We start from the raw sequence: 2,136 nt of genomic DNA, 5'->3' as shown, positions 1-2,136 counted from the left end.
CCGCTTCACCGCGCTGGCTCCACAGGCCCGGGGCGGAGAACGGCGCGGTGTCTGTTGTCGCGCGCGGCACCATGCAACGGTCGCTCGATGCAGCCACCCGAGCCGCGCCGGCAGGGAGACTTGACATCAGCAAGCGCGCCGAGCGATCGGGCAGACGCGCATGGAACGTGACTGCGTCATCGAACTGTGCACGAACCTCGGAGACGTCGCCGCCGCGGAGTGGGACCGCCTGACCGATGATCATCCCGCGCTGCGGCACGCGTTCCTGCACGCGCTGCACGAAACCGGATGCGCGACGGCAGCCACCGGCTGGATACCGCGCTACCTGCTGCTGCGTCGTGCAGGCACGCTCGCCGCAGCCATGCCGCTTTATCTCAAGACCCATTCCTACGGCGAGTACGTGTTCGACTGGGCATGGGCGGAAGCCTACGAGCGGCATCGGCTCGCCTACTACCCGAAGCTCGTGTGCGCAATACCGTTCACTCCGGTCAGCGGACCGCGGCTACTCGCGGCAAGCGAGGCCGACCGCGTGCGCCTGCTGCACTCCGCGCTCGCCCTCGCACGCGACGAGGAGCGCTCGTCGCTGCATGTCCTCTTCGCCGACGCCGCGCAGGCGCGGGAGATCGCGCGCCAGGGTCTGCTGCTCCGGCGCACCGTGCAATTCCACTGGGTGAACCAGGCGTATCCCGATTTCGAGGCATTCCTCGGCGCGATGAATCACGAGAAGCGAAAAAAGATTCGGCAGGAGCGGCGCAAGGTGCGGGATACGGGTGTACGCTTTGTACACCTGAAAGGCGACGAGGCCGGGGTCGAGGACTGGGCGTTCTTCTACGACTGCTATCGACGCACTTACCGTCAGCATGGCGGTTCGCCCTACCTTACCCGCTCGTTCTTTTCGCGCATTGCCCGGAGCATGCCGAACGAGGTTCTCCTGATGATCGGCCACGTCGGCGCAGAGCGCCTGTGCGCCTCGCTGCACCTCGTCGGCGGCGGGCGTCTGTACGGGCGTTACTGGGGCACGCAGCGGTTCGTGCCGGGGCTGCATTTCGAGGCGTGCTATTACCAGGCCATCGATTACTGCATCACACACGGCATCGCGACCTTCGAAGGCGGGGCGCAGGGCGAGCACAAGCTCGCCCGCGGGCTCGAGCCGGTGGCCACCTTCTCGAACCACTGGCTGGCGCACCCGGCATTCGCCCACGCCGTGGAGGATTTTCTGGTGCGCGAGACGAGGGGCGTCGAGGCCTATCTCGACGAACTCACCGAGCGTGCTCCGTTCAAGGCCGTCGAGTGAGGCACGAATGCCCCAGTGTCATGTTCGCGCACTGGAGGCCGCCTACTTCGAGCACGATGCCGACATCGGCGTGATCGGGCGTGGACCGACGCTGGAGTGCGCGCTGGTGGCGGCAGCTTCAGCCACCTTCGCCCTCATGGTCCATCCATCGCAGGTGCGGCCCCTCGCGCGAGTCTCGGTCGCCTTCCGCGAGAGCGATCCGGAGTATGCCCTGGTCCGCTGGCTGAACGAACTCCTCGCCGAGGCCCGGGCGCACGGCCTCGCGCTCGCGCAGTTTCGCCTGGCACGCACGCAAGACCAATGGCGTGGCGAGGCCCTCGGTGAGCCGTGGCGCGAGAACTTCGCACGCGGGACGGAGGTCAAGGGCGCCACTCTCACCGCGCTTGCCGTCACCGAAATGCCGGATGGGTGGGAAGCGCGATGCGTGGTCGATGTCTGACGGGCGCATGCTCTCGCGCAAGTTGAGTCGCCGTCGATGAAGCTCGACTCCCTGCAGGAACTCGCGCCGTGCTGCTGGTCACCGGTCGCGACGCACGGGCAGCAGAGCACGCCGGCGGTGCATCTTTTCGGCAGCGCGGCGCTGATGGCTGCCATGGACGACAAGGTGCTCGAGCAGATCGCGAACGTCTCGCGCCTGCCCGGGCTCGTCGGCTGCGCCCTGACGATGCCCGACGCTCACTGGGGCTACGGCTTTCCCATCGGCGGTGTCGCCGCTTTCGACCCGGACGCCGGCGGCGTGGTCTGCGCCGGCGGGGTCGGCTTCGACATCTCGTGCGGGATTCGCTGTCTGCGCACCAACCTTACCCTCGACGATCTGGCGCCTTGCATGGAAACGCTGGCGG

The 2,136-nt window shown here is 67.5% G+C and carries 3 protein-coding genes; all 3 read left to right on the top strand.

Features of this window, described 5'->3' with window-relative positions:
* Positions 1-160 precede the first annotated feature (160 nt).
* On the top strand, positions 161-1,294 hold the full coding sequence (locus JNK68_00095; protein MBL8538746.1) for an N-acetyltransferase: 1,134 nt from the start codon (positions 161-163) through the stop codon (positions 1,292-1,294).
* 7 nt (positions 1,295-1,301) lie between these two features.
* Positions 1,302-1,733: an archease gene (locus tag JNK68_00090; protein MBL8538745.1), complete on the top strand. Its 432-nt coding sequence runs from the start codon at positions 1,302-1,304 to the stop codon at positions 1,731-1,733.
* Between the two features lie 36 nt (positions 1,734-1,769).
* Positions 1,770-2,136: RtcB family protein (locus JNK68_00085; protein MBL8538744.1), on the top strand; the 367-nt coding region annotated here is incomplete at its 3' end.

This window comes from Betaproteobacteria bacterium, from assembly GCA_016791345.1.
Taxonomy (GTDB): domain Bacteria; phylum Pseudomonadota; class Gammaproteobacteria; order Burkholderiales; family JAEUMW01; genus JAEUMW01.
This window is presented reverse-complemented; position numbering and strand designations above follow the sequence as displayed.

Excerpts from the sequence above, each read along its gene's own strand:
- JNK68_00095 (MBL8538746.1), top strand. The coding sequence starts at position 161 with ATGGAACGTGACTGCGTCATCGAACTGTGCACGAACCTCGGAGACGTC.
- JNK68_00090 (MBL8538745.1), top strand. The coding sequence starts at position 1,302 with ATGCCCCAGTGTCATGTTCGCGCACTGGAGGCCGCCTACTTCGAGCAC.